A 26,199-nucleotide genomic window follows, 5' to 3' on the forward strand; every position below is an offset into this window, starting at 1 on the left:
CGACTCTACCCTTCTAACGAAAGCCATTGCGGGGCCGAATAATTTCCGGGCTTCACGTCAGCGCGCGTTCAGCTCGTTGGTGATGTTAGTGGTGTTCGTCTTGCCGTCGTGGCGGTGATTGGTCGTGTTGCGGCATTGCCCGTACAACATGATCTGTCCGTAACTGTGGTCGGAGGGGACGTAGCTCATATTCGCCGTCACCCCATCCTTGTTCAGCGTGGTGCCGAAGTAATGCTGTCCCGGCGGGGCGCCGTCGTTCCATCCATGAGCCACCATCGCGGCGCGCACCTGCTGGAAGTACGCGTCGGGGTCTCCCTGCAACAGGAAGCTCATGGTGACGGTTCCCATGTAGGGCGGATCGCCCTGGTCGTTGCAGGAGGCGAACGAGAAACCGCCGCTGAGTCCTTGCAAATTCGCCACGGCCGCAATCTGTTTGGCCGGATCGACGACCTGAGCCATGGCCTGGTCGTCGGTCAGGGGGTGCGCGGAATCGTCCGCCGGATGAGACGAGCCGGGGGAATGTTGTGTGGGCGACATGGAACCGCATCCTCCTATCAGCAGCGTGACGGCGGCCGCCAGCGCGGCAAGCGCTGCTTGCCGCGACTGCCGGCGCCGACGCTCAATGGTGGTGCTGGCCATCGAAGAAGTGGTTGTCGGTGACAGAACCCGGCGGGCGGTTCCACTCCGGGTCGACGATCGCCGGGGTATGTGGTCCGACGGTGACGGGGGGCAGCCCGGGAATCCTGATTTGGACGCCGCCGATCTGGTAGCGATGTCCGGCCGTCAGGCCGTCGGCTTCCAACGCGTCGCCGTGGCCCGAAACGATGTCGGCCATGCTGTGCAGCGCCTCGCTTCCGGGATAGTAGTAGTGCGAATGGTCGTGGGGGTTGATGCCGTTCGCGCCGGGCACCTCGGCACGGAACCGCGTCGATCCGAAGCCGTCGGCGGCGGGGTCGGTGCCCAGGCCGGGGTCGCTGCCCATCACCTGCCCGACGATGTCGTCGCCGAAGAAATGCTTGCTCAAGCCATTCAGCTGACCGAGCATCCCGACCGGGTCGGTGGAGGCGTCCCCGACGAACACATGGCCGCCGTCGAGGTGAAAGTCGGCGGCGCTCTTGGCGGCGTCGGTGCCCGGACAGCCAAGCAGCACAGCGTCATTGGCGTGCATACCGTGCATGGCGAAGGCGTCGGCCACCGTCGTCGAACCGTAGGAGTGGCCCAGCACGGTGACGTGCTGTCCGCCGCCGAGGTGCGTCGCCCACAGTCCGTTGACGTCCTGCGCCAGCGCCGCACTACCGGTCCGTGCGAGTTCGGGTGTGGAGATGCGTTGGACGTCGGAGAAGTCGTTGGGGGCGTCGTACCCCATCCACGCGATCACGGCCGTCGGGTTGTTGGGGTCGGCGGCGTTGGCTTGAGCGAACAGGTTGATGGCGTCGTTGTGGCCGTCGTGCAGCCACCCGCCTTTCACGCTGCTGCTGGTCCCCGGCACGATCACCGCCGTGTTCTTCGCGGTGTCCGGGTTGCCGATGGCGATCGCCGCGCGCCCCTTGCCGCCGAACGCCAACGGGTCGTAGGCGAACAGGTAGGTCGGATTGGGGTGCGACGGATCGTTGCCCGCGTCGTGGTCGAGGCCTTGCTTGGTCTCGTTGGCGTTCTGGTAGCGGGTGATGTCGGTGGCCGACAGGCCGTATTTTGCCGGGTCCCGCAGCACGTCGTCGACGGATGCGCCGCTGCGGGAGGCGATGTCGCGCACCCGGTTGAGGTCGCGTGTCATCACGGAGATGTTGGCGTCGCTGCGGGCCAGGACCGGGACGCCGTTGAGATTGCCGATCTGGTCCGGGTTTTCGGCGAGGAAGCGCTGCCGCTGCTCGGGTGTCAGTGACGTCCACCAGCGATGCACGTCCTCGGGTTTGGTCTCCGGCGTCGGGATCTGCGAGTCGGCGTCGATCTGGCGCAGCGACTCGGGGTCGTACCCGTCGGCGCGCAGATTGCCCAGCGATTTCTGCAACGTGGCCGAGTAGCCGTTGCGCAGCGCCTGCAGCTGCGCCAGCGCGGCCTTGGTGTCGCTGATGGCGTCGTCTTCGCAGGCGCGGATGAGGGCGTCGAGCGCCTGCCTGTCGGGCGCGCTGAGCTGGGTGTCCTTCTCCATGTCGACGGCCTGGCCGATCAGGTTGTCGAGCGTCTGCAGCTCACCTTCCAGCGTCGCGATCTCGCCGGCCCCGGCCTTCTGCGCCTCGGCCAGGTCGGCGGCGACGTTCTCCAAGTCGGCGCCGATTTTGGGCAGCTGGAGGGACTGGGCGCCCAGTGCTGTGGTGACGCGCCGCACTTCGGCGGACTCGTTGATCGGATGATCGCCGTTCTGATGGTTCCAGGCCGCATCGAAGCGCTTGCGGGCCTGTTCGAAACTCTCGTTCGCTTCCTGGGTGCAGCGGCCCGCCCGGTGAAAAGCCTCGGCGAGATTCGAAATCTGGAACGGGCTGCCGGCCTGCAGGCTCTGGTTGATCGCCCACGGGTCGCCGCCGGCTTCGGCGATCAGCGCCGGGACGCTTATATACCGCAGCTGCATCGCACCGCCTGCTGTTTTGCGGCGTCGCCGCCTCCCATGCCGGTGAACTTTACTATCGAACGCCCTCCCACACGCTTCACTCCGAGCGCAGTCTGGGGGCGGCCGCAGGTTGTCCACATGGCCTGTCACACCGCCGATTGGCAGGAATTCTCCAGGTCGTCAGCAGTGCGGACAACTAGCGTTCGAACCGTGAACGCGCGGGCCGAAGGCTAGCGACTCGCTCTGGTGAGTCCTCATTTCACGGAATCGCGATGAGGAAGTCGGCAGCGATATGTGTGGCCGTTGGGGCTTTGATGCTCAGCGGAGCTGCCGCTCACGCCGACTCGCCGTCACCAAGCCCCACGCCAACGCCGGGCACGCCAAAATGCCTGACGTTTGACGGCCCCCAATTGAACTGGCTGCCGTGCGGGTGGACCACGGATGGGCGGCGATGGACTCCGCCGCCGCCCCCGCCTCCGCCGCCCGGCGGCGGTCCCTGATTTTCGTGCGGCGCCGACTATTCAGCTTTTCATAATCCGCTTTTTTCCTGCCTTTTCTATTCTTCGTTTTCTTGCTCCGTTTTGCAGCCGTCGCCTGACGGCGTCGCCACCGGCGCAAGGAAAGGAAGTGCATCCAATGCCCTCACGCCGATGGCTGACCCGACTGGCCGCCCCCGTCACGGCTGCCGCAGCCCTTCTCGCCAGCGCCGGCGTCGCGGCCGCCGATCCCGCCGACGACGCCTACCTGGCCCAGCTGCGTGCCCAGGGCTTCAATTGGCCGCCGGAACACGACGCCGCCCTCACCGGGATGGGGCGCCTCATCTGTGACGACCTGGGCTGGGGGTGGACGTATGACCAGATTGCTCAGAGCGTCCACGCCATCCTGGATCCGAGAAACGTGACGTTCGGGGACGTCCATTCCATGGTGACTCTGGCGCATTCGACGTACTGCCCGCTGCAGCGGTGTTGGACCGACCACTGCTGAGATTGACGGGCTCCGGCTTTTTCGTTCGTTAATGGGTGGATAAGGATCTCGGCGCGATTTTCGTTCTTGTCACCATTTCAATCACGAGGCCTTCTGTGCAGGTGTAGCGTCCCGATCAATTTCATATGGGGCGTGGCAGAAAGACCAAGCGATGAGATCAGCGATCGCGGCCGCGACGGCAGCCGTTTTTGCCTTCGGTCTGAGCAGTGCCGCGCCCGCTCACGCGGAAACGACTGCCACCGTCAAAGCCCCGATCACCAATCGCATGACCGGCCCCACCCCGAAGTCAGGCCAGGAGGGCGTCTACAACGCCGGGCAGGTACTGACTTTGGTTTGCCACACCGCGGGCGAGCCCGTGCAGGGCTTCTTCAGCTACCAGATTGCCAATGGAGGTTGGGACAGCCTGTGGTACAAGACATCTGACGGTCACTACGTCGCCGATGTCGACATTGACACGCGCACCCTCGACGCGCTGGGGCCCGACTGCGCCGGCGGGGGTGGCGCGGCGGTGGCCGCTTCGAACGCCGGCGAGGACAAGGCGGCGCACGCTCTCGCGTGGGCGCGCGACCAGATGGCCAGCGACCCGAACAACACCGTGCAATGCGAGGCGTTCGTCGAACAGGCCTACAACCACGCGTTCCGATACCCCTCGGCGATGGATGCGTTCAACGACTTCAACCGCAAAGGGCAGATCCACACCGGCCCCGACAACATCCCGGCAGGGGCGCTCGTGTTTACCAGCAACCCCGGGTTCGACCACGGCACCGGACACGTGATGCTCAGCGAGGGCAACGGGCAATACCTGACCGCCAATTACTTCACCGCGCCGCACATCCGGGAAATACGGCCGAGCCCCTACGACACGCAGAACGTCTTCCTCGGTTGGGCGTACGCGCCGTAGAGCCGACACTGCCTGTGGTAGTCACGACGACATGGACAATCCTTCACCGGGCCCCGGATGGTGGCTGGCCTCGGACGGCAAGTGGTATCCGCAGCAGTGGGAGTACACGTGGGATTACCGCGAGGGGGACACTGCGATGGACGAGATGAAGCTGAGGGCGGATGAGCTCGGCCGCCTCGGCTGGGAGATGGTCGGTCTCGACGCCGACCACCGCGGGGCGTTCTCCGTCGCGTGCTTCTTCAAGCGGCCGATCGCGCCCTAAGCCCCGCACATCGGTGGGGCGCCGCCGGGACAAGTGGGTAACCAACGCAGTAACGCGTCGGGCGCGTCGGTTGTGCGATCAGCTCACTTGAAAGGCGGCATCAGATGGCTCGTGACGAGGGAGGCCGGTGGGACGTCGGTATCAAGGACGACGCAGTTTTTGTTCAGCGTGTCTCGGATGCCGACGAGCAACTCTTTATCGATTCGTTGGACTCGGATGAGGCCCGCAGGCTGGCTGGGCTTTTGACGAAATTCGCGGACAAGCTGGAGGACTCCGACAAATCGACGGACTCGGAGAAGTCTGAGGAGTCCGATAAGTCCAAGCGCGACGACGACAAAGACAAGGACGACGACGAGGACGACGAGGACGACAAAGACAAGAACGACGACGAGGACGACGACTCCGAAGACTCCGACGATTCGGATTAGGTTGCCACTCGTGCGGCGGTAGCCGTTGCCTACCAACCGATCTGACTCATCGGGAGACCCTGCGCGCCAAGCGGCCCGCTGCCGCACTCGTGTCGACCTGATGCTGGGCCACCCGGCCTTCTCGCAGCTGGCCGACAACCGGGGGGATCTTGCCCTTGGGGGGTTGGCGGATGACTATGGAACAGTCACGGCCGCGGAGGAGAAACGATGGTATCGGACCGGTGGAAATTCCTTGTTGTCTGCGCCGCGGCTCTTCCGGCCGCCCTGTCGCTCCCCCCGAGTGCCTTGGCCGACAATCCGTCGTGGAACGGCCAGTACGCGATCACGTTCATGGTCGGCCCGAAGGCCGGGACCAGCATGGCGGTCGGCAATCCCGAGGTGCAGCACACCGAGACCTACGGCATCCGCTCGAGCTGCACCAACGGAAAGTGCGTCGCCACGATCGTCAGCGGACCGCCGCCGACTAACCCGACGGTTCCGCAGCCCGTCCAATTCACGTGGGACGGAAAGTCTTGGTCGCAAACCAACGACTTCCAGTGGGACTGCATGATGCCCGACACGTCGATCCAATGGAATCCGGCTCGAGCCACGGTGACGTACACACCCCAACCCGACGGTTCGCTTGACGGCCTGATGCACACCGAGATCTTGAGCGGCGCGTGCCAGGGAACGATCGACATGGACATGAAGGCCGAGCGCGTCTGACGTCGGCCCGAAGCGGCCGGCGTTTAAATTTCTGAAACGCCGGAAACCTTCTGGCCGCCCGCCTAGCCTCGATCTAGCTCTGGGCGCACCCCTTTGCCTGCACGGAAATCCGGCTCGGGGATCGTCCACCTGCACGACTCGGCTGCGACTACACGAAGGAACATCATGACGACACCAGGACTGACGAGATTGGCCGCCGGCGCCGCCCTCGCCGCGGGGCTGGGGATGGGCGTTCTGGGGCTGACCGCGGCCGCGGCCAACGCCGACCCCCCGCCGCCGAGTACCTCCACCCCGAACCCCACCGCTGCTCAAAATCCGCACTCGGAATCGGGGCTCTGCAACCAAACCGTCGTCCCGCGCGGCGCCCCGCCGCCGCCGTCCGGGTACTGCGGGTAGGGCCGACGAATGAACTGGACGACGTTGGTGACCAACGCGCTGGTGCCTCTTGCGTCGGTGATTTCGAGTGCGACCGTGGCTATCTGGACCAAGCGCATCGATGCCAGGACCAAGGAGGAAGACCGCCGCCACGAACGGGTCCTCGACTTCGAGAAACGCGCGGCCGATGACAAGAAGTCGGTGCTGAAGTCGCTGATTTCCGCGACCATCTACGTCAAACGCGCGGCACAGTACGAGGGGTCCGGCACCGCCGAGGAGGTCGCCAGCCAGCGGCGCGCCGAGGCCATCCGAGAGCTCTATGACTTCCGGATGCGTCTGGGTCTGGACGACGGGGTGGCCGAGCTGATGGTCTACGCCGCGCCACCGGTGCGCGACGCGGTCAGTGTCCTGCTCGACGAGTGGGATCGTCAGTTCCGCGAGCACGGCTATTCACTGACCCAATTGGATTCGTGCAAGCGGCAATTGGCGCAAACCACCTCCTGCGCTTCCCCCCAGGAGGATGTGACGGTGTACTACGAGGGCGAACTCAAGTGGTCGGAGCTGAGGAGGGTGGAGATGGGGTGGCTGGACAGGTTGGGCCGCGAATCGGATCTCGACATTGACGCACTCGTGGACCTGTGCGACCGCACGCTGGAGGCCGCCCACAAGGACTTGCGCGGTGGATACGGGCTCGACTTCTGATCGTCGCCAGCGCCGGGATTACCCTCCGCCCGAGGGTAGACCGTTTGCTGGTTATTCGGTGTTATGGCTGGGTACCCTTATCCCCGTGCGCTTCGTTCCCGTTGCTGCCGCACTCGGACTAGCCGTCGCGATGATGGTGGCGGCGCCCGCTCGTGCCGATTTGAGCGGTTACGGAAATTGCGTGGGAAGCATTACGCAAATCCCGCTGTCGGAACACGACTACCAGAACCAGCAGCTCATCGGAGTCATTGAGCAGGATCTCAACTCCGGGGTGTCTCCGGCTGTCGAAGCGCAGCGGGTGTCGCACATGGGATTCGATCCGCGCTTGGCCAATCGGATTGTCGAGTGCGTGATTCAGGAGCACCCCTAGGCCGGTACGACTCATTCGGTGTGACGCACGCGTGGGCCACCACCGCGTTTCACGGTGGCGGCCCGGCGGTGTCAGTGTGGTTGTGCGGCTTGCATTTTCCCGGTCAGCACCGGCAGGTGATTGGGCGGCACGACCGGTGGACGGGGGTGCGTGCGCGCCGGCGCGTCGGTGACGACCGTCTTGCCGTTGGTGCACGTGACGAGCTTGCCGGCGACGATCACGCCCTGTCCCTCGTCGATCGGGATGTCATAGCCGTCCGGGTCGGTGTAGTGGCATCCGCCGCCCCCGCCGGTGGGCCCGTTGGGCTCGGCCAAAGCGGTGGCAGGCGCCACCGCGACGATGGCGAGCGCGCCGAACAGCGTGGCGATGTAGCGGAAACGAATCGATCTGCGGGCGGTGTTCTTCATGGTGATCTCCTGTAGGTCGTCGCGGCCCGTCGGTCGGGCTGCGTTCATCGACTTGGAGCAACCAGGAGCACCGGAGGGGACACTTTAGGTTCGGGCAGTGGGGATGGTGCGCCCGAGCCGCCAGTCGGCCGCGCCATCGCGTTGGGGAACTCATCGCTCGAAGGGGTTCCGATCATCGTGTGTGGGTATGGGCTACCCATGGCCAGCAAGGAAGAGCCGATGACCCGCCGCAATGAGGACGACGACATCGACGCCCAGGCAGGGGAGGACGCGCCGGTCGTGCCAGAAGAAGGGGAGGGTCCTTACCCTCCGGTGCTGGGCGAACCGAAGCCGCCAATAGGGAACTGAGCTTGCCGGGTTGGAGAACGGCGAATCGTTCATGCATTCGCCGGTATGGATTCAAGGGTGGCTCTCTGGGTACCTGTATCGCCAGGGTCTCCCCAGGGCCCGACACGCCTGTCACCCTGTTTTAGATGGAAGACAATCAACTCGCATCGCGCACAAGACTTTTCGATCTCACTGGAAAGTACGCACTGGTCACTGGTGGCACCAGGGGCATCGGGCTGATGATAGCGCGGGGCCTTCTGCAGGCAGGCGCCCGCGTCGTCATCAGCTCACGCAACACAGACGCGTGCGCGGAGGCGCAGCAGCAGCTATCGAAATTTGGTGACGTTCAGGCGATCCCCGCCGACCTGTCAAGCCACGACGAGTGTCAGCGCCTCGCCAATCTCGTGACTCTGAACTCGGAACGCCTGAACATTTTGGTCAACAACGCAGGAGCCATGTGGCGCGAACCGCTGGCGACGTTCCCAGAGGAAGCCTGGGGCACAGTGATCGACCTCAACCTCAAGTCGCCGTTCTGGCTGGTGCAAGCGCTGCTGCCCGCACTTCGCAGAGCGGGCACCGTTGATGATCCCGCGCGGATCATCAACATCGGCAGCATCGCCGCCATCCACGTCGCCCAGTCGCCCAACTACTCGTATGCCAGCAGCAAAGCGGCACTCCATCAACTCACCAGAGTGCTTGCCAGAGAGCTGGGCCCACAGCACGTCTCGGTGAACGCGATAGCACCGGGAGTGTTCCCGTCGCAGATGATGGCGGCCACGCTCGATGCCATCGGCGACACGATCACGGCGGCGGCCCCTCTGCGCCGGCTCGGCCGTGACGACGACATGGCGGGGACCGCCGTGTTTCTCGCCAGCCGGGCCGGGTCCTACCTCACGGGCGCCATCATCCCGGTCGACGGCGGCATCGCCACGACCGCGTCGGGTACGCCCTAGGCGTCGGTGCGAGGCTTTAGCGGCGGTCAACGCTCCCTCCGGGCCACCGCGAGGATGGGCAATGCAGTCGTGGGGGTACCAGCAGTACCTCCCTTTGCCTGCGCGGCGCGCCTACGGTGAAGGGATGCCCACGATGGATCCACGCACCGAGATCCGGGAGTTTCTCAGCTCGCGTCGCGCCCGCATAGCGCCCGAGCAGGCGGGCCTGCCCGCCTACGGCGGCAATCGTCGGGTCAAAGGTCTGCGTCGCGAAGAGGTAGCGCTTCTGGCCGGGGTATCGGTCGACTACTACGTGCGCATGGAGCGCGGCAGCCTCGGTGGCGCCTCCGACGGCGTGCTCGATGCGTTGGCTTCTGCCCTACAGCTCGACGAGGCTGAGCGCGACCACCTGTTCCACCTCGCACGTCAATCCGGCGCGCCCAGCGGGCTACGACGGCAAAAGCCGGCCGTGACGGTGCGCTCGACACTGCAGCAGGTGCTCGACGCCATCTCCGATGCGCCGGCGTGTATCCACAACGGTCGTTATGACGTGCTCGCCATGAATCAACTCGCCCGCGCGCTGTACTCACCGGTGCTGGCCGATCCGCGACGGCCCGCCAACACAGCGCGGTTCGTCTATCTGCACCCCGAGGCAGCCCAAGAATTTTTTGTCGACTACGACCTAATGGTCAGGGACGCGGCCGCGAAGCTACGCATGGAAGCCGGCCGCAATCCGCACGACGAGGAGCTGATCGCTCTAGTCGGCGAACTGTCAACGTGCAGTGAGCTATTCCGGCAGCGGTGGGCATCTCAGGACGTGCGGCTGCACCGGTCGGGCCGCAAGCGTTTGCACCATCCAGTCGTGGGTCAACTCGAGTTGGACGTCGAGTCTTTGGAACTGCCCGATGAACCCAACCTGCGCCTCAACGTCTACACCGCTGCCGCGGGGACGCGGACCGCGGACGGTCTAGCGCTACTAGCGTCGTGGGCGGCCACCCAACAGATGGCGGCCGAACTCTAAGCACTCGCAATCCCTGCTTCCACCGCGAAGGCGGTGACAGCGTCGACGTGTTGGATGCTCGGGTGATTCACATCCTTCGGTGCATGGAATTCTTCAAGTTCGCAGATCTCGAGCACTTCGAGCGGATGTGTAGAGCCAAAGAGGTGGATCCAAGCGCTATTTGGTGACTCAGTTACAGGGTTGCTAGCCGCGGGGACGGTGCACCCAAACGGTTACTCAGCGGGGTATTCCCAGATGTTCGTATGGTTCAACTCATGGTGATGTACACACACCATCGACTTACCCTGCGCGTCCGTCGTAGGAGGCGCCCCGAACGGACACTGATCCCCCGCCGCCGGCGACAACGGCGACAAGGCCAACGCACCAGCAATAAATGCGGATATCATCGTTGCGCTCCTTCCGCTAGCCGCTGTCCCTAGCACGATCTCGACACCAGCAGAGTTCAAAGAACGCGGTGCCGTGGTCACGGCGTCACCGTGAGCGTTGTGCCTGGCGACCTCGCGGCGCTCTTCGCGTTCGTGGAGGGGTTGGCGTCGACGGTGTGTTAATCGTGGGTGGTGATGATGGCGATTGACACGCATGTTGCTGTACGTCTCTTTGCTCGAGCAGTTCTCTTAGAGACGAACACCGAGGATTTATCGGTTTAGTTACCCGGGAGGGTGGCTATTGCACGACCACTAGTCAGTCTGCCTAGATACCGGCTCTCACCTGCGGTGGTGCTGGTGCGCGATACTGGGATTGAACCAGTGACCTCTTCCGTGTCAGGGAAGCGCTCTCCCGCTGAGCTAATCGCGCCGGGTCCAAAGCTGGAGGTGGAGACGGGAATCGAACCCGTGTGCACGGCTTTGCAGGCCGTTGCCTCACCACTCGGCCACTCCACCGCTGGGATTGATGCCACTTGCACCTTCGAGCGGATGACGGGATTCGAACCCGCGACCCTCACCTTGGCAAGGTGATGCGCTACCAACTGCGCTACATCCGCGCGCCTCGGACGAGATCGTCGCCCGGTGCGAAGCACGACGATAGTCCACGTGAGCGGGCACATACAAATTTCTTGGTACGAGCCGCGTACTAGGCTAGCGCAGACCCCGACGGGCGCACGTGGCCCATACTGGGGGAGCCGGCCGTGCTAGTCTTCGACGTCGTTCGCCTCTTGGCGCCGGTCCCGTGGCTCAGTGGGAGAGCGTCCGCTTCACACGCGGAAGGTCGCTGGTTCGATCCCAGCCGGGACCACTCACTATCTTTGCAGGTCAAAGCATATATCTAGTCGATCTATCAAAAATTTTGGGCTATCTGTGGGCTATCCGCCCTCCGCGACCGGGTTTGCTGGCTCCCTCGTGTGACCACAAGTTACAACGGTGGCATTTAGGTACCCACAAGTGCTAACATCGCGCCTACGACATTGGGCACCTGGGCGGCAGGTCATAAAACGCGCGTATCAATAAGTCTTTCATTTCAAAACCTGACTTAGAGCCTCGAAAGGCGCGCGCTCGTGTCTAATTCCGTTACCGAAACCCGATTTCTCTCAACCGCTGAAGCGGCCAAATACCTTGGCGTGTCACAAAATACGCTGCGCAGGTACATCAGCAAGAAAATCGTTCCGGCGCACCGCTTGGGACCGCGCTTGCTCAAGTTCGATCGAAACGAATTAGACGTTGTTGTAAAGACAATGGGCCGATGAGTCGCCGTGACGGAAATGGTCATGTGTTCTCGATCAGCGGGCAATGCCTGTGGGGCCGGTACGGCGCTGCGGGGGTGTTGCTGGCCGCTCTTGGCCGCCAGCGCAGTTCCGACGGGGTGACGACCGGCGCAGCCGGTGTTGCTGCGAGGTCGGACAAACGCGTGAGGCACCTTCACTCAACTACTCGCCGTACAAAGGTGCTCACGCCCGACACTGTGTTTTAGCCCAAGCGAAACAGGAAATAGTTACCGCATCGAGATACGTTCTGTATGTTACCTAGAGCTGGTCTGCGGGATACTGTAAACCCGCAGGTAGGCGGCCTGGGGGCGTGTGTATAGTGTGCATATGCGTTCACAGGACGCCAGTATCAGGGAAGGAACCCGATATGCCGACCTACACAACTGAGAGCGAATTCGCGTCTGGCGCCTACCTTGAGAGCGCCGGAGCCACCCTGTCGGCGCAGTACGTCGATTGGTACGAAGAGCGTGCCCGCGTCCAGCGCTGACCTGGACTGATGGCACCTCTATCGACTCGGTTAATACAAGAATCAGACGACACAAATTTTTTCGGTTCCGCGCGCCCAGAGATCGATGACTGGCTGAGCGCCCACGCGTGGCGCCAGCACGATGAGCAGCGTCTTGTCACCTACGTATGGGAAGAACAGGGTTCTATCAGGGGGTTCTTCTCTCTCACCCCTCATCGCCTCACCGACGTCGACGTGTCGATATCTGGGCATGCACGCGGGCCGTTAACCGGCTACCTGATCGCCAAGATCGGTATATGGACAGGCGCGGCTGACGACGTCGATGAGATCTCGCTTCATAACGGCAAGGTGTTGCAGATCACGAAGCCAGAGCAGCTCATCGTCGATGCCATGATCGCGGCTTCGAAGGCATCCCGGCTATGCGGGGGGCGTTACCTGTTCATCGACACGACGAACGAGCCTTGGGCGATACGAACGGGCCTTGACCGCCTGGGGTTCAAGCCGATTAACCCAGCCCCTGCCGAGAGTTCGATCCACTACATCAGGCTGCGCAGGTAGCTGAGTCACCTGACTCAGCTACCTGCCACTCATGCTTAAACACTGATCTTTCGCGAACCTGACTGGCGGGACAATCACTCCAAAGCGCGAATGAAATGCTCACCAACGCCTAGCGAGCGCTCATAACCCGCCGAAATGCGTTGTGGTTGAACGGTTTCAGCGTCATTCGGCGTAGACTCGCATCCCAATTAGATTGAGTTTTACCGATTTCCGCGAGTTTAGGCAGGTAACGCAAGATGAACGCGCACAAGACGTTGAGCCCCGGTGTTATCGCTGTAATTGACGGTGTGCCGGTCAGCCCGATCTTCGGCGGTACCCAGCCGACACATCAATACGGGATTAACGTCGCCGGTGACGTGCTGGTCAACCAGCTCGCGGACGGCAGCGATTTAAACGCGGTTTACACCGAATACGCCAACGTGCTCAACATCTGGAATAACGAGCGGACTAGCTTGACTGATCTGTTGAAGTCCAACGTCACGGTCAGCGGCGAAGCTGTCCCGCAGGACATGCAGACCGCATCGTTTGAGGATGCAACCGAATTAGGTATTTCAAAGTCGGCGAGCTCGCCTACCGCTTTGCCTCTCGGATATACCTTCCGGGACAAAGATTTACGTGGCTCGTTTTCGTGGCGGTTCCTTCGCGATGCGGATCGCCGCCAGGTTGATTCGGTCATGGACGGGATTTTGGCCGCAGACAACAAGCTCGTGACCGGAACCATCTTGCGTGCTCTGTTTTCCAATACGCGCAAGCGCAACGAGCACGGAATGACCGTCTATGACTTGTATGATGGCGTTGCACCGGGACCGCCGAGCTACCTCGGTCGCACGTTCGATGAGAGCACCTCGCATTACATCGCCAGCGGTGCATCGCAAATCGACTCTCAAGACATCGAAGATGCAATCCGGCTCATCACCCGGAAAGGCTATGGGACACAGGCTAATTCAAAGCTATTGATCTTGGCTAACCCTGACGAAAGTGAGCTGATCCAAACCTGGCGAGCCGGTGAGGAATCGCGGCCCAAAGAGGGGTCCGAAACTTCCGGCCCGATTGCCTTGCACGACTTCGTCCCGGCCAATGACGCGCCGCCGTTCATCACTGGTGCGGGGGAGCTGGTAGGGACGCAGGTACCCGGCCAATTGTGGGGTGTCAAGGTTGAAGGCTCTTACGGCCCAGCGCTTTTGGTTCAGTCCGATTTTCTGCCGAGCGGGTACGTCGCGGTGGTGGCCAGCTACGGACCCAATTCGGCATACAATTGCATTGGCTTTCGCCAGCATTCAAATCCGGCATATCAAGGGCTGCGCCACATTCCCGGTGCTGGCGCGTATCCCATTGTCGAAAGTTTTCACACCAGGGCGTTTGGGGTCGGTGTGCGCCAGCGCGGCGCTGCTGTTTGCGTGCAAGTAACCACTGGCAATACCTACACCGCGCCGAGCGCTGACCAGATTCCGGTCTAGGTCAGCGAATCGGACCACAAAGGAATCGGGTCTGAATCATGAACGGTGACCACGCCGACTGGTTTGGCAAGCTGGTTTTTGACGCTAAGCACGCTCAACGACGCGGCGGTGCAACCGAATTCAGTCATGGTCCTGGCTTGACGCCGCCCGGTCTCGAAGATGCTGCGCCCGCCGAAGGCGGGCGCTATCACGGTAAGACACCGCGCCAATGACCAGACGCCGGCCGAAATCCACGGCGAAGCACAAGGGGAATCGTGCCTATCGGCGTGACGCTCGGGGCCGGTTCGCATCTGGCGGTACGAAGGCCACCACGTCACCGGACGCTATAGCGCTCAAACGGCGAGTACGTCGCCGTCGAGCTGCGTTGGCCGGTGCCGCAATCACCGCTGTCGCCGCGCACCAGGCCGCTAGCCCTGCCAGCCACACCCGCACCGCGATCACCCGGCGCAAGCTGGTTGCCGCCCACGCGGCCCGAGCAGCCTCCGATCACCGGCGAAGCGTGACGCGACGCGCTCGCACATTGCCCCACCGGCCCACAGCCGGGGCGGCGTTTCCGGCCGCTGCGCGCAGGGCCGCGCACGCTGAGGCTCGCAAGCTCACCAAGGGTTATCGCAAGCGGGTCCGCAAGGCGCGCAGAGCACGTCGGCGGATTCGATGAGCGCTTAAACCGCCCCGCCGCAACCGCCAGGCGGGGCTGGTGTCCCGCTGGGAAAGGCGTCGTCAATGACGCAGTTCATTTCAAAACGCGGCGTGGCGAATGTGCCGCCCGTCATCGCGACGTTGTGCCAGTAGCTGCCGTCGGGGAATTTTTCGCCGTTGCACCAGGCAACTGCCAAGATGCCGCCCTTGCCACCAGGACAATCACCGATGGTCAGGTTGGGCTTATGGGTGGGATCGGCCTGGGCTGTGCCAGTGCACAAGAGCGCGCTGGCGCCAAGTGTTGCCAGCGCGGCGGCGAGCAGCGTGGTCCTGGTCATCGTAAAAAGACTACGGCCCCACCCCGCCATTGGGGACAGATTTAGATGAGTACGTAATCATCCCGCCTCGTAGTAAATCCGAGCACCGGCGGCAACCACGCTCTACCGTCGAGCCATGACGACACGCAAAATCGCGGTATGGGCCGGATGCTCCTTGACGGTCACACTCGCCGGGGTGATCGTGCTGCGGGGCACCCTGCGACCTGTCTATCGTTGGATGGTCCGGTACTTCGCGCCTGAAGTGTGGTCGGCAATCGGAACGTGGTTCGCGGTGGCGGTCGCCATTGCCACCGTGTTGGTGGCTGGCCGCTACGCCAAGCAGCAGGTAGAGAAAGCTCAAGACCAAGTTGACGAAGCTCGACGCACCCGAGAGCTGCAAGCACAACCAAATGTTGTGCTCTATTCGGAACCCAACGAGGCGAGTTGGCAGATTCTTGAAGTGGTCGTGAAGAATTTCGGAACAACTCCTGCGTACGACATCAAAATTTCGATAACGCCACAGCTGCAATCTTCGCCGAACCTATTGACCGACCCAAAAATCGCAAATGTCCCTATACCACGACGGATTCCCATTCTGGTGCCCGGTCAGTCATGGCGAACTGTTTGGGATTCTGCGCTGGAGAGAAAACAGCACGAGCGCGAATTATGGCAAAAGCTGGGAAAGGCGGAAATCCCATTGCTGGAATATTTCGATCAGAAACCTAACCGCCGTCACCACGCCGTGGTCACCTACACAGATAGCGGGCGACAAGAACGATATCGAACCGAAGCCGAACTTGATTTCAATATGCTTGATGGTACGACTCAATTAGATGTCAAGACGATTGATGATCTGACGAGACAAGTTGAGAAAGCCCGCGAAGAACTCGGAGAAATCAGAAAGATCCTCGGATCCTATTCGCAAAATGAGCACAAAGGGATTTGGATCTATGTCAAAGACGCGGACGACGAGCGGGCCCACCGCGAAGCGGAAGGTGAGCGCCGTCAAAGACAGTTGGAAGAACATCGTCAGCGCTACGAGCAACGGCGCCGTCGAGCACTAGATCTGCTGAAGGATCAGAACGACTCGGGCGGTTCAGCGTCCGGTCCCCACCAGTAATATTTGCAAACGGTCTAGCTTCATATTTGAAGCTAGACCGTTTCTTGCCCGCCACGCCGAGGTAGCCGTCGGTTATTGACGTGGCGCTTATAGGCGCTCATAGTTGCCCTGTAGCCCTTGGCGGTCGATTTATCCGCTGGCAAGACTAGCATTGTGATTTGTAAGGAAACACTCAAATGGCACGAATGCCCAGCGCGCCTCTCCGCGCAGAAAACCCATTACAAAATACATTGAGGCCTGAGCAGCAGTATGAAAGATTGCAGTATTCCACTAGTCCCAATGTCAAAGGTATTGACGCGGCCGTTCAGCGCATTCACGCGCTGTTCGGTGTTCAGGTAACCGAACACTACTTACGCCGTGCCATCACTAAGCGCAGATTGCAGCGCCACGAGATCGGTCACGTCATCCACTTCTCAGACCGTGACCTCTACGAGTTCATCGTTTTGAACACCAAGAAGCCCAACGCCTAACTATCACCACAACCCGAAAGGAATTCCATGACGGACAGTCTTGACTACCTGAATCAGTTTGAAGCATTCCACTGGCTCGATAAGGACGCCAAACAGCGGGTCCGCGCTCGCGCCGCAGAAGATATGGTTGCGACCGATTCCGGTAATGCGGCGGTGAGTCGTGACCTCAACGAAGGATTATCAAATATCCTCGCGGGGAAACCACCTCCAGGTATCAACAGCGTCAGTGTTGATTTGGAAAATGTAGATCGCAAAGTCGAATATATCTTGTCCCAATACTTTGAGAGCACGGCGGGCCGGAAGTTTCGCGGAGTAAATTTTCTCTATGGTGCCGACGACACAATCCGCTCGGTTCCCAGAAAAATAATCGAGGACTTTTCCAGCGGTATCGACGCCGGTCCCGATGACATCATCGCGATTTCGGCGACGCGACCGGGTGATTATTGGAGGATCACTAGCTTTGAATCATTGCAGATGGTTATGGAGCAGATGTCGCTCGATATTCACTGCGATCTAGACCTGATGAAAAATACCGATGTTGGGCCGTGTATTGATCAATACGCATGGTTGCACAAGCTTAAAGAGCAAGATAAAGCGTTCACGCTGCCAGAGCATAAGGACCATTATCAGCGCGAGTATATACCCCAGCATTTTGCCACTATCCCCTTCGCTTACGGAAATGTGATCGTTCTGGCACGTATCTGCATGACGTGCTACAGCGCATGGCTTTACCGAAACCAAATCCAAACCGACCGGATTAGTGACATCGAACCGATTGGCGATGGCTTTGGCAGCGTTGGCGGTGGTCCGATTACCAAAAGCGAATACCTGTGGGATCAAACCGTTGTCGAGCGGGTCTACCGCGATTGGGAACTGCGTAACGGAAAACCGCCCACCCTCATTGAACTGCAAAAGGCATTGCAGGGTACGAAGTTTGTCGGTGCGGAGAGCGAAGAAACACAAAAGATGACCGATAAAAGATCAAAACATAAGAAACCATGATTGACGACCCTTACCCTGCTTAACGCGGCGAGTCGCAGCAGATAAGGGCACCTACGTCGGTAAATTCGACACCAACAATGGGCAGGCCCCCTGCCTGGAAACGATGAGAAAACCAGACAGGGGGCCGAACAGATCGGTGATGAGGACGATCTAATGACAACAATAGCCGACGCGGCTACGAACAACCACGGCGAAACGCCGCGACCTGATTTACGGGTTGTCGGTGAGCAGTTCGGATCGGATCATTTCGTCGCGTGGGCGTTAGCATGGCGCAAAGCTGGATACCCGCCGTTAATTCTGGGTGGCGATAACGGTAAAAAGCTGCTCGTCAAACACATCACCGGCTACTCGCCGAACGATGCCATTGTGGCGGAAATCCGTTCGTGGCCAGGGCTATTTAAAAAACAAAATAGCGTCAATCTTGGTATCCGCTGCCCGTTGGGCGTGGTCGGCATCGACGTTGACGCCTACGACGGCAAGCGCGGCCTAACCACCCTCGCCGAGTGCGAAGCCAAGTGGGGAGCATTGCCACCGCCCTACATGACCACGGCGCGCGACGACGGCTCGGGCATCCGCTGGTATCGGGTGCCGGTCGGCTGGACAGGTCATGACCCGAAGGCGGGCGACGACACCGATGGGCATATCGAGCTGATTCAACGTCACCACCGCTATGCGGTCGTGCCGCCCTCCGAACACGCGAGCGGATCGGATTACCGGCTGTACGGCCCTGATGGCAACGAAATCGCCCCTGGCATACTGCCGCCACCGTCTGAGCTGCCCGAGCTGCCGCAACGCTGGCTTGACGGGCTGACCAGTCCCACCAGGGCGCAAGGGGGGCGCATCGCTGCCGCTGATGTTGACCGATGGCTAGACGAGTGGACCGCCAACGACTACCCAAGCTATTTGACGCAGGTAACAAAACGTCTACAAGGCGAATTGGATAACGGAGCCGACCGGCACAAGGCGATGTTTTCGGCGCTGTGTTGGGCGTTCAAAGAAGCGCGTGCAGGAGGTTACTGCGCTCGCGCAGCTCACGATGAGCTTAAAGCGCAGTGGGACAAGATGATTCGTGATCCTGACGACGGTCGTCACGATGAAGCCGAGTTTGATCGTATGGTGCGCGACGGGATCAACGCAGCCGAGGCTGACGATCATGCAAAACGCTGGTTGCGAATGCACCGCAACTATGGCGAAGACACCCGCGATAACTCTGATGTAAAGGGCTTGTTGGACCGGGTGAAAACCGAGAGCCAAAGCGCAGGTGGTCAACCACCACGGTTTGTCGGCGTGACTGCTGCCGAACTGGCTGCGCCGGTCACACCGATGCGCTGGCTGGTTCGTGGCGTGTGGCCGCAACGGTCGGCCGGTGTGCTGGCCGGTGAGAAAAAGACGTTCAAAACTTGGAACCTGCAAGCGATGGCGATAGCTGTCGCGGCCGGTGTGCCGTTTCTAGGCCAGTTTGACGTTAGTGACGCGAAACCCGTTCTGTATCTGTGTGGTGAAGGTGGCCGAGACGCTTTCGCCAACCGTCACCAGGTGATCGCGGCACGCTACGGCATCACGCTAGACGACCTGGCTGGTTTGCCTTTTATCGCTGAATTTGACACCGACCAATTAGATAATGCAGACCTGATCAACGGCATTAAACGCCATCTAGACAATCTGCAACCCGCGCTGGTGGTCCTCGATCCGCTCTACGCATACCATCCGGCCAACGTAGAAGCATCGAATCTGTATGCGCGGGGTCCGATGCTGGCGAAGTTGCGTGAATTAATCGAAAATCACGCCGCCTTGGCAATCGGTGATCACTTCAAGAAGAGCACAAGCGATGCTTTTGATTTGGACAATATTTCTATGGCCGGTGTCGCGCAGTGGGCCGACACATGGGTTTTGCAGCGACACAGAGCCGACCCAAATCTCATTAAAAATGACTATCAGCTAGAAGTTGAATTTTCTACTCGTCGTGGTGGCGGTTGGCGTTGGGAAATAGATTGGCATCTAGACCGTGATGATACCGACCCCGACGTGGTGGCCTGGAAATCGTGCAATTGGAAAGTCAATCCGCCAGCCAATACTAACGCAAATACGCCGGAACGTGACTTAGAGTTAAGAATTGCTCGTAAAGTTTACGATTCGCCGTGGACCATGACCCGCGATGATTTACATATGGTCGTCGGTGGACGAAAACAACCGCTATTCGCTGCTGTGAAGCGATTACTCGACAAATTAGAACTAGGAGAACGAAAGCCAAATAAGGGTAGGGCGATGCTACTTGGCCCCGGCAAACTTGTTGCGCCTGTAGTGAGTAGTTCGGCGGTGACACCGTAATCTCGCCAGTTCTGGGTGTCTGGGCGGTTCCCGCGACCGGGAACTTGGGGAACTATAGACTTGTTCTCGCTGGTGGAGCGGTTCCCGAGGTTGGGAACCTGGGGAACTTCGCCAGTGGGAACTACCGCAGAGGGAGCGTCAGCGACCCTCTGCGGTTCCCAGGTTCCCTCTCTATAGGGGAACCGGAACCGGGAACCTCTGCAAAAATTACGTTGACCTGCGGATATAGTCATTTCATACTTTTGGTCGGTTCCCAAGGTTGGGAACCTGTGGTGAATCGCTCGCTAGCAAACACTCGAAAGGGCAAATGTAATGAACGGTAGTCATTGTGTAGCGCTGCACTGTGAAAGACCAGTCGACCTAACGCAAGAGAAAAAGGTCTGCGCTCAACATGCAGCCGGTGACAAATTAATGAAAGATGTTGAACGGGCTGTTCGCGAATTCATGAAGAACATACCACTGCAAGAATCCGAATACATCACCGAAGCGTGGCATTGACAGGTTTTATCTAGTTCTCTTATCGACGTGGTATTGCAATTGCAATGACCATTGCAGCTAGAGCTGTGATCGCGGTAATGATCGTCGGCAGTAGATCTGCCTGCGAAGCGTGTCCCGTGTTAGTGCCGGGAGGGGCGAAGATGATGACGCTGATGACGCCAATGACGCCGACAATTAGTGGGAAAACAGCCCGCGTAAACCATACATAGCGCTCCGATAGTTTTACCTCTGCGTCGGCTTTTCGTTCTGATTCCGAGGTTGGCGCAGGTACATGCCCCGGTTCCTTACGTCGGATCTCGGCTAATGCGATTGCAATTGAATGTTCTAGCGTGTCGTATCCTGAAATATTATCGGGCCATTCCTTGCGGATTTGGACGAGTATGTCCAAACGCTCATAGACCGATTTTCTTGCATTTCGCCATGTCACCAATCCGGTGATAAATGCACCGACCACGACGCCAATGGGGCCTAAAAACGAATTCCACCACGCGCTTGTGCAGGTGCTTGGCGCGTCGGCCAGCAGAGTCAGCATGCGCCGATCTTGCCAGACTCACGCTGTTGCGCTAGCTCGGTTCGGGCGACTTCGGTTCGATCTTGTGCGTTGCCAGTTCGGACAGGGCGTCGGCTATCGCTACGTCGCGACCGCTCACCATGCCCTGATAACGCAGGCTGGCGCTCTGTGTGGTGTGCCCGAGTCGAGCCATCGTCTCGACCAGATTGCCCACACGCGCGGTCTGGTGACCGGCGAAGTGACGCATATCGTGCAAACGCATCTGCGACACGTTGGCAGCCTCGCACGCATCACGAAATGCATCACGCACAACGCGATCCGACACATGGCATCCGTTACGAACTGGTTTAAACAACAACGCATTTGGGTCAGGGTCAACGTACTGTTGCAAATGCTGATCTATTGCCGCTCTGATGTGCGGTGGTATCGGTACCTTGCGCGTCTTGCCTGATTTGGGTGGTCCAACGTGGCAGCGTTCGCCGTTGCCGTCATTGCGATGAGTCACGCCTCGCTCAACGGCGACAATGCCCGGTTCTGCGCTGCCGTTGGTCCCTACATAACGAATATCGCTGCGGCGCAACTCGGTTACTTCACCGAACCGCAAGCCGCACCACGCCGAGATGAGCACTAGCGCTTTGAACTTGGCCTCGATCTTGTCCGCGATGACTGCCATTTCGCTGATGCTGGGCACTACTGCATCACGCTTGCCTTTGACCACCGTTGCACCGTGGATCATGCAGGGATTGCTTGGTAGCAGTTCATCAGCCACAGCCGTCTTGCAAATCGAGTTGAGCAGCGTGTAAGCGTTGGCCCGCGTCTTTTGCTTGGTTGGGTTCATGCTGCCGAACCATGACCGAACCATGGCCGGACGCAGGTTGCTTACCATGACCGAACCGAGCTTTGGCCCGATGTCGCTTTTCAGGATGCGTTGGTAGTCGATGCGCGTGCGCGGAGCAAGCTTGCGCTCAGTGATCCATTTCTCACCGTATTCGGCAAGTGTCATCTGCGATTTGAATGATTCATCGGCGGCAACGTCGCGTTGTTCTGGGCTCATCCAATCCAGCCGCACGGCTGTCCTGTCAGCCGGAACAGACTTCAATGCCTTCTTTGCCTCTTGGATTGCGCGGCGCTCATCGGTCAACCACTCTTCGGCGTCTATTTTGTGCTCGAATGTCGTCGGCGCGAAGTGCCGTACGTTGTCAGGGCCGATATAGCTTGCCTGGTAGCGACCGCTAGAGCGTTTTCTAATCCATCCCCACCCGCGACGGTTTTTGGTGCCGCTCATCGCAATATCCCCACCTTGCGGAGCTGAACGCGCTTGCTCATCACCGATTCGTATGAACGGCGAGTTAGGCAAGCCATCTCTTTAAGCGAGATATCCTCCCGAACGAGCACATTAATTTCATGTTCAGAGTAGGGGCCTCTGTTGGGGTTTTCGACAAGCTTTTTCAGTCGGTCGCGGCGTCGTCTGTTCATGCGCGAGAGGTAAGCCCGATTTCGCTCATAGTAGTCACGCCGCTGCTCACGTCGGTTCGCGTCGTTCATATCGCTTTGAAATCCTCTCGCTTCAAACATAAACCTGTCGTGTTTGCTGAATTCCCAGCTTGTCTAAGCCGCTGACCAGCAGGTTTGCGCAGTCGGGCTATCTGTGGGCTATACAAAGCAGCCAATTGTGGGTATGCGTGGTTGTCTGTGGGTACTAGTCTATCAGCGAAAGATGTTGGGGGACAGGGGATAAGCCAGGTCAGCGGGCTATCCGCTCGGCAAACAAATCTGGTTCGATCCCAGCCGGGACCACCCTGTTGACCTGCACGAACGCGGCTTATGGGTTTTGTCCGGTGAAGGTCGTATCGCCGGTGCTCGCAGCCGGATTTGGCACAGGTTTGGTACACCCACGATCCTTGGCGTGCAAGACAATCCGTTGCCTCGGCGAGGCCTTGCCCGCGCGGCGGCAGCCGATCCGCCTCGCCAAGACGCCGACGCACACCACTATCGGGATTCGATCACCGAGACCGTGTTGTCGCCGCCGTTGGCGACGTAGACGGTATGGCTGGCCGGATCGGCCGCCACCCCGCCCGGGTCACTTCGACGCATCAGCCCGCCGCCAGCTTCACCACCTCGGCGTTATCGCGGTCGGTGACGTAGACGGCGCCCGACGCGTCCACCGCCACCGCCCAGGGCTCGCCGAGGCCGGCGAACGGCAGCACGGTTTGGGTCTTCGAGCCGGCCGCGAGCTTCACGACCCGTTTGTTGGCGGTGTCGGCGACGTAGACGGCACCCGCCGTGTCCACCGCGACGCCGTGCGGGCCGTCGACTCGGCTGAGGCCGGTGAACGGCAGGACAGTTGGCGTGTTCGACCCGGCCGCCAGCTTCAGGACCTTGTCGAAGTCGACGACGTAGACATTGCCGGCGGTGTCCACGGCAACCGCCCAAGGGTCGCCAAGGCCGGTGAACGGCAGGACAGTTGGCGTGTTGGACCCCGCGGCCAACTTCAGCACCCGATGGTTGCGGTAGTCGGTGGCGAATACAGCGCCCGCGGTGTCGACCGCAACAGCCCGGGGGGCGACGCCGGAAAACGGCAGCACGGTCTGGGTATTGGAGTCTGGCGCCAATTTCAACACTCGATTGGTTTTGTTGTCGACGACATACGTGTTGCCGGCGGTGTCGACCGCCACGCTCTCGGGGAAGCCGAGGTCGGTGAATCGCAGCTCGGTTTGGGTGTTGGACCCGGCAGCCAGCTTGATCACCCCGTTGCGGTGGTCGCGCGACGTGTTGTTGACGACATAGACGTTGCCGGCGCTGTCCACCGCCACGGCCCAGGGATCGTCGAGGCCGGTGAACGGCAGCACCGTCTGTCGGCACGCCGGCGGCGCCGTTGACTGCGCCGACGAGAGCTTCACGACCCTGTTGTTCTGGGCGTCGACCACATACACACTTCCGGCGGTGTCGACCGCCGCACCTTCGGGGCCGGTGAGGCCGGTGAACGGCAGCGCCGTCTGGGTGCACGATCCGGCCGCCAACGTCACCACGGCGTTGTCGAAATAGTCTGTGACAGAAACCCTTCCGGCGGTGTCCACCGCCACCCCGATGGGGCCTTGGAGGCCGTCGAATGGCAGTACGGCCTGGGTGGTCGCCCCGGCCGGCAGCTTCACCACCCGCTTGCGGCCGAAGTCGGCGACGTAGACGGTGCCGGCGCCGTCCACCGCGACACCGCGGGGGAGGCCGAGGTTGGTGAATGGCAGCACCGTCTGGGTGGTCGACCCGGCGGCCAACTTGACCACCCGAGCATTGAGGTAGTCGGCGACGTAAACGGCGCCGGCCGCATCCACTGCCACGCCATCCGGGCCGTTGAGACCCGTGAACGGCAGCACCGTCTGGGTGTTGGACCCGGCCGGCAGCTTCACCACCCGGTTGTTGTGGTCATCAGTGACGTAGACGGCGCCGGCGTGGTCCACCGCCACGCTGTCGGGGTAGTTGAGCCCGGTGAACGGCAGCACCGTCGGGCTGCTCGACCCGGGGGCCAACTTCAGCACTCGTTTGTTGCCGCTGTCGGCGACATACACTGTGCCGTTGGTATCCACCGCGACGCCGGCGGGGTGGTTAAGACCGCCCAGCGGCAGCACGGTTTGTTGGGGCGCCGGCGTCGACCGCGGCGCCGAGTGGCACGCTGCGACGCCGATGACGGCCACGGCGAGGGCGACGATCGTGGCGTTTCGGCGTTGCCGCCACGGCCGCTGGTGTGGTCGCACGCTAGTTGTCGCCCGGGTGAGGCACCGCGCTGATGACCGCGCCGCCGGTGAGCGGCGATCCCAGCAGAACGTTGGTGGTGCCGGCGGCGGGGTCGTACTCGAGCAGCGACTGGGCGGGTCCGCAACCGGCGACCGTGGCTTTGAGGGCGAGGTTCCCGCCGTGGACGCCGATCACGTAGATGCTGTGACTCGGATCGACGTTGGGCACCGACACCCGGGACACCGTGCCGTCGGGGTTGAGCTTGCCGAGGTGGATGGCGCCGCATCCGCCCGCGTACTGGACATAGGTGCCGCCCGGCAGTTGCCATGCGCTTATGTCGCCGTTGTCGTATGAGGCCGGATCCGTTGTCGCCGCGGTCAGCGCGGTCGCTGCTGAACCGTCGATGGGCACCAGCCAGAGCCGTGCCCGCTGATTTGCGACCGTGCAGTTGGCGAGGACGGTTTTCGCGCCGGCGTCCCACCATCGCACCGGTGAGCAGCTTCCTGCCGTAGCGGCCAGCTCCTTGCCGACTGTTCCGTCGTTGCCCATCACCGCAAGGCCGGAGGCGGTACCCAGCACCAGCTGCGTGCCGTCCGGGGTTGAGAGGTACCGACCGTCGAAGGCGCTCGCGAGCCTGTCGGTCGGATAGGTCAGCTGCGGATTGCCGGCCAGGTCGACCCGCACCAGCTTTTTGTCCACTGCCAGCAGCAGCGCCTTGCCGTCGGGACGCGTGAAGCGAGGGACGACAAACGAGCCGTCAACGGTGAACGTGGTGCGGTTGCCGTTGTGCAGGTCGAGCTCGGTGATCACCGTCGATTTTCCGGGGCCCGCGGAGGCCCAAACGGCGTGTCCGCCGTCGCGCGACCATTCGACCCCATGGGGTGCAGCGTTCGGCGGGAAGGTGGTGATCGCGTAGCGACCGCCCGCCGGGTCGACGAGGTACAGGGTGACGGGGACCGTGTCGGGCGCCGGCGAGCCCGCGGGCGGCGGCACGCCGGGAGGCACGCTCACGGCCGGGCTCCATGTGGCGAGCATCCAGCCCGGACCGACTTGCGACCAGGGCACGTCGCCGATCGATTTCTCGACACCATGGGCCGCCATCTCTGCAGCCGCGGTGGGCACGGATGTCGTGGGATTGCCAGGCGCGTGGTGCGATGCGGTCGCATCGTTCGACGAGCACCCCGCTGCCAGAACCGCGGCCAGCGCGACGAGGCCCGCGCGCCGTCGCCATGTCCGCCCCGGGAGCGATGCACGGCCAGCACCGAACCCCGCGGCTTGGTGGCCACCGGTGGAGTGGCGCGAACTCGTGATCATTTCGGTCCTTAAGTTCGTAGGTGCAGTTACTTCGTGTTGTTACGTTGTGCTGTGACCCGGGTGGGTCGGGTGAGGCGGCATGTCGGTTGCCGGCCTGGTGGTGCGGCTTGAAAGGACTGGCCGCCCGGCCTT

At 61.3% G+C, this 26,199-nt stretch carries 27 protein-coding genes, 4 tRNA genes and 1 pseudogene; 20 read left to right on the forward strand and 12 right to left on the reverse strand.

The features are described from left to right. Positions 1–57: 57 nt before the first annotated feature. Positions 58–639: a hypothetical protein gene (locus BRW65_RS28185; protein ID WP_073880357.1), complete on the reverse strand. Its 582-nt coding sequence runs from the start codon at positions 637–639 to the stop codon at positions 58–60. After that, positions 620–2,566: an alpha/beta hydrolase gene (locus BRW65_RS28190; protein WP_073880358.1), complete on the reverse strand. Its 1,947-nt coding sequence runs from the start codon at positions 2,564–2,566 to the stop codon at positions 620–622. Before BRW65_RS28190 ends, BRW65_RS28185 begins: the two co-directional genes overlap by 20 nt. A 615-nt stretch (positions 2,567–3,181) precedes the next feature. Between BRW65_RS28190 and BRW65_RS28200 the strand changes: the two genes are divergently transcribed. The 8 genes from BRW65_RS28200 (at position 3,182) to BRW65_RS28230 (ending at position 7,272) form a co-directional block, all read left to right on the forward strand. Further along, positions 3,182–3,529, forward strand: coding sequence for a DUF732 domain-containing protein (locus BRW65_RS28200; protein ID WP_073880360.1), 348 nt, complete (start codon positions 3,182–3,184; stop codon positions 3,527–3,529). A 151-nt stretch (positions 3,530–3,680) separates the two neighbouring features. Next, positions 3,681–4,430: a hypothetical protein gene (locus BRW65_RS28205; protein ID WP_073880361.1), complete on the forward strand. Its 750-nt coding sequence runs from the start codon at positions 3,681–3,683 to the stop codon at positions 4,428–4,430. A 31-nt stretch (positions 4,431–4,461) separates the two neighbouring features. Then, entirely contained in the window at positions 4,462–4,692 is a 231-nt protein-coding gene (locus tag BRW65_RS28210; RefSeq protein ID WP_067751528.1) for a hypothetical protein, read from the forward strand. A gap of 104 nt (positions 4,693–4,796) precedes the next feature. Beyond that, on the forward strand, positions 4,797–5,120 hold the full coding sequence (locus BRW65_RS28215) for a hypothetical protein (RefSeq protein WP_073880363.1): 324 nt from the start codon (positions 4,797–4,799) through the stop codon (positions 5,118–5,120). 207 nt (positions 5,121–5,327) lie between these two features. Then, complete coding sequence (locus BRW65_RS28220) at positions 5,328–5,825, forward strand: hypothetical protein (protein WP_073880365.1); 498 nt, start codon at positions 5,328–5,330, stop codon at positions 5,823–5,825. Between the two features lie 165 nt (positions 5,826–5,990). Then, positions 5,991–6,221: a hypothetical protein gene (locus BRW65_RS31530; RefSeq protein ID WP_139273288.1), complete on the forward strand. Its 231-nt coding sequence runs from the start codon at positions 5,991–5,993 to the stop codon at positions 6,219–6,221. A gap of 9 nt (positions 6,222–6,230) precedes the next feature. After that, positions 6,231–6,902, forward strand: a complete 672-nt coding sequence (locus BRW65_RS28225; protein ID WP_073880367.1) for a hypothetical protein — start codon at positions 6,231–6,233, stop codon at positions 6,900–6,902. 85 nt (positions 6,903–6,987) lie between these two features. Continuing rightward, a complete protein-coding gene (locus BRW65_RS28230; protein ID WP_139273289.1) occupies positions 6,988–7,272 on the forward strand; it encodes a hypothetical protein in 285 nt (94 codons plus the stop codon). Between the two features lie 71 nt (positions 7,273–7,343). On the opposite strand, the gene BRW65_RS28235 is transcribed toward BRW65_RS28230, so the two are convergent. Beyond that, a complete protein-coding gene (locus tag BRW65_RS28235) occupies positions 7,344–7,727 on the reverse strand; it encodes a hypothetical protein (protein WP_208611944.1) in 384 nt (127 codons plus the stop codon). A 150-nt stretch (positions 7,728–7,877) separates the two neighbouring features. Between BRW65_RS28235 and BRW65_RS31930 the strand changes: the two genes are divergently transcribed. The 3 genes from BRW65_RS31930 (at position 7,878) to BRW65_RS28245 (ending at position 9,959) form a co-directional block, all read left to right on the forward strand. Further along, positions 7,878–8,027 (forward strand): hypothetical protein, encoded by a 150-nt coding sequence (locus BRW65_RS31930; RefSeq protein WP_167374109.1) that lies wholly within the window; start codon positions 7,878–7,880, stop codon positions 8,025–8,027. 125 nt (positions 8,028–8,152) lie between these two features. After that, positions 8,153–8,959 (forward strand): SDR family oxidoreductase, encoded by an 807-nt coding sequence (locus tag BRW65_RS28240; protein WP_073880371.1) that lies wholly within the window; start codon positions 8,153–8,155, stop codon positions 8,957–8,959. Positions 8,960–9,092: 133 nt separating this feature from the next. After that, entirely contained in the window at positions 9,093–9,959 is an 867-nt protein-coding gene (locus tag BRW65_RS28245; protein WP_432206465.1) for a helix-turn-helix transcriptional regulator, read from the forward strand. 720 nt (positions 9,960–10,679) lie between these two features. Here the strand turns inward: BRW65_RS28245 and BRW65_RS28250 are convergent. The 3 genes from BRW65_RS28250 to BRW65_RS28260 form a co-directional block, all read right to left on the reverse strand. Beyond that, positions 10,680–10,754: transfer RNA gene (locus BRW65_RS28250), tRNA-Val, on the reverse strand. Positions 10,755–10,766: 12 nt separating this feature from the next. Then, positions 10,767–10,840: transfer RNA gene (locus BRW65_RS28255), tRNA-Cys, on the reverse strand. A 28-nt stretch (positions 10,841–10,868) separates the two neighbouring features. Then, a tRNA-Gly gene (locus BRW65_RS28260) sits at positions 10,869–10,941 on the reverse strand. A gap of 179 nt (positions 10,942–11,120) precedes the next feature. On the opposite strand from BRW65_RS28260, the gene BRW65_RS28265 reads away from it, so the two are divergent. The 5 genes from BRW65_RS28265 to BRW65_RS31935 all read left to right on the forward strand — a co-directional run bounded on the left by BRW65_RS28265 (position 11,121) and on the right by BRW65_RS31935 (position 14,351). After that, positions 11,121–11,192, forward strand: a tRNA-Val gene (locus BRW65_RS28265). A 259-nt stretch (positions 11,193–11,451) separates the two neighbouring features. Continuing rightward, entirely contained in the window at positions 11,452–11,640 is a 189-nt protein-coding gene (locus BRW65_RS28270; RefSeq protein WP_073880375.1) for a helix-turn-helix domain-containing protein, read from the forward strand. A gap of 514 nt (positions 11,641–12,154) precedes the next feature. Next, positions 12,155–12,682 (forward strand): hypothetical protein, encoded by a 528-nt coding sequence (locus BRW65_RS28275; protein ID WP_073880377.1) that lies wholly within the window; start codon positions 12,155–12,157, stop codon positions 12,680–12,682. A 236-nt stretch (positions 12,683–12,918) separates the two neighbouring features. Beyond that, positions 12,919–14,139: a hypothetical protein gene (locus BRW65_RS28280; protein WP_073880379.1), complete on the forward strand. Its 1,221-nt coding sequence runs from the start codon at positions 12,919–12,921 to the stop codon at positions 14,137–14,139. 38 nt (positions 14,140–14,177) lie between these two features. Continuing rightward, positions 14,178–14,351: a hypothetical protein gene (locus BRW65_RS31935; RefSeq protein ID WP_167374110.1), complete on the forward strand. Its 174-nt coding sequence runs from the start codon at positions 14,178–14,180 to the stop codon at positions 14,349–14,351. 450 nt (positions 14,352–14,801) lie between these two features. Here BRW65_RS31935 and BRW65_RS28290 read toward each other — a convergent pair whose 3' ends face one another. Continuing rightward, positions 14,802–15,116, reverse strand: coding sequence for a hypothetical protein (locus BRW65_RS28290; RefSeq protein ID WP_073880383.1), 315 nt, complete (start codon positions 15,114–15,116; stop codon positions 14,802–14,804). 115 nt (positions 15,117–15,231) lie between these two features. Here BRW65_RS28290 and BRW65_RS31535 point away from each other — a divergent pair, with 115 nt between their 5' ends. The 4 genes from BRW65_RS31535 to BRW65_RS28310 all read left to right on the forward strand — a co-directional run bounded on the left by BRW65_RS31535 (position 15,232) and on the right by BRW65_RS28310 (position 20,015). After that, entirely contained in the window at positions 15,232–16,215 is a 984-nt protein-coding gene (locus BRW65_RS31535) for a hypothetical protein (RefSeq protein ID WP_139273290.1), read from the forward strand. A gap of 176 nt (positions 16,216–16,391) precedes the next feature. Further along, positions 16,392–16,685, forward strand: coding sequence for a hypothetical protein (locus tag BRW65_RS28300; protein ID WP_139273291.1), 294 nt, complete (start codon positions 16,392–16,394; stop codon positions 16,683–16,685). 27 nt (positions 16,686–16,712) lie between these two features. Beyond that, positions 16,713–17,687: a hypothetical protein gene (locus BRW65_RS31540; protein WP_139273292.1), complete on the forward strand. Its 975-nt coding sequence runs from the start codon at positions 16,713–16,715 to the stop codon at positions 17,685–17,687. Positions 17,688–17,840: 153 nt separating this feature from the next. Then, complete coding sequence (locus tag BRW65_RS28310; RefSeq protein ID WP_073880391.1) at positions 17,841–20,015, forward strand: AAA family ATPase; 2,175 nt, start codon at positions 17,841–17,843, stop codon at positions 20,013–20,015. Between the two features lie 517 nt (positions 20,016–20,532). On the opposite strand, the gene BRW65_RS31545 is transcribed toward BRW65_RS28310, so the two are convergent. The 5 genes and pseudogenes from BRW65_RS31545 to BRW65_RS28325 all read right to left on the reverse strand — a co-directional run bounded on the left by BRW65_RS31545 (position 20,533) and on the right by BRW65_RS28325 (position 25,764). Continuing rightward, positions 20,533–21,045, reverse strand: a complete 513-nt coding sequence (locus BRW65_RS31545; protein WP_139273293.1) for a hypothetical protein — start codon at positions 21,043–21,045, stop codon at positions 20,533–20,535. A gap of 31 nt (positions 21,046–21,076) precedes the next feature. Further along, positions 21,077–22,309, reverse strand: coding sequence for a tyrosine-type recombinase/integrase (locus BRW65_RS28315; RefSeq protein WP_073880393.1), 1,233 nt, complete (start codon positions 22,307–22,309; stop codon positions 21,077–21,079). Continuing rightward, positions 22,306–22,569, reverse strand: coding sequence for a hypothetical protein (locus BRW65_RS32065; protein WP_208611945.1), 264 nt, complete (start codon positions 22,567–22,569; stop codon positions 22,306–22,308). The genes BRW65_RS28315 and BRW65_RS32065 overlap by 4 nt, the downstream gene beginning before the upstream one ends. A gap of 548 nt (positions 22,570–23,117) precedes the next feature. Beyond that, a pseudogene (locus tag BRW65_RS32725) lies at positions 23,118–24,650 on the reverse strand (NHL repeat-containing protein); the annotation flags it as partial. 124 nt (positions 24,651–24,774) lie between these two features. After that, positions 24,775–25,764 carry a hypothetical protein gene (locus BRW65_RS28325; protein ID WP_244168253.1) on the reverse strand — a complete coding sequence of 330 codons (990 nt, stop codon included), beginning with the start codon at positions 25,762–25,764 and terminating at the stop codon, positions 24,775–24,777. Between the last annotated feature and the right edge of the window lie 435 nt (positions 25,765–26,199).

This window comes from Mycobacterium paraffinicum, from assembly GCF_001907675.1.
In the GTDB taxonomy this organism is placed as follows: domain Bacteria; phylum Actinomycetota; class Actinomycetes; order Mycobacteriales; family Mycobacteriaceae; genus Mycobacterium; species Mycobacterium paraffinicum_A.